Origin of the sequence: Halomonas sp. 25-S5, from assembly GCF_029889845.1 — a bacterium.
GTDB lineage: Bacteria > Pseudomonadota > Gammaproteobacteria > Pseudomonadales > Halomonadaceae > Halomonas.
On sequence record NZ_JARANV010000086.1, the window covers coordinates 1 to 682 of the forward strand.

General features: G+C 48.4%; 2 protein-coding genes. Both read left to right on the forward strand.

All coding sequences use genetic code 11. The features are described 5' to 3' along the window. Nucleotides 1–166: 166 nt before the first annotated feature. Nucleotides 167–388: a hypothetical protein gene (locus tag OP498_RS18485; protein ID WP_074395037.1), complete on the forward strand. Its 222-nt coding sequence runs from the start codon at nucleotides 167–169 to the stop codon at nucleotides 386–388. Beyond that, nucleotides 381–671 (forward strand): type II toxin-antitoxin system RelE/ParE family toxin, encoded by a 291-nt coding sequence (locus tag OP498_RS18490; RefSeq protein WP_280554819.1) that lies wholly within the window; start codon nucleotides 381–383, stop codon nucleotides 669–671. Before OP498_RS18485 ends, OP498_RS18490 begins: the two co-directional genes overlap by 8 nt. Nucleotides 672–682 lie beyond the last annotated feature (11 nt).

Consider the following 682-nt stretch of genomic DNA (forward strand, 5'->3'; position numbering starts at 1 on the left):
GACAGGATTCGACGACAGCTACCGCGAAGCGGTTTAGTTCAACGCCGCGCTTTGCGGCTGCTTTGTAGCGCCAGCGGAAAAGCAGTCCGACAACAGCGCCTTGTTACAACTTGCTTCGATTGTGGCATAGTGCTACAATTAAGAAAACTCTACGCTGGAGGCACAAATGGCTACGAACAGTATTCGCTTAGATCAAAAGCTAATTGAAAAAGCCACTATTATGGCCAAAGCTCTTAATCGAACCCCTCCCAAACAAATAGAACATTGGGCAAAAATCGGCGAGATAATGGAAGATAACCCCGATTTACCCTACGAATTTGTAAGGCAAGCCATCATCGCGCAGGCAGAGCGGGACGCCGGAAAGCTGGAGGCCTACGATTTTGGTTAAAGCCACGAGTGTATTACAGACCCCTACGTTCAAGAAAGCGGTAAAGAAACTCAAGCCCAACCAGAAAACAGACCTTGATCTGGCGGTTAAGGACTTAATCGCCGACCCCAACATTGGTGAGCAGAAGAAAGGGGATCTGGCCTTTCTGCGAGTCCATAAGTTCAAAATGAACAAGCAGTTGACGCTGCTAGGTTACAGCTTTGATGATGGTGCTCTTGTCCTCGAACTGATGGCCCTGGGATCACACGAAAACTTCTACCGCGATCTAAAGCGGAAGAAATGACGTTGTAACGC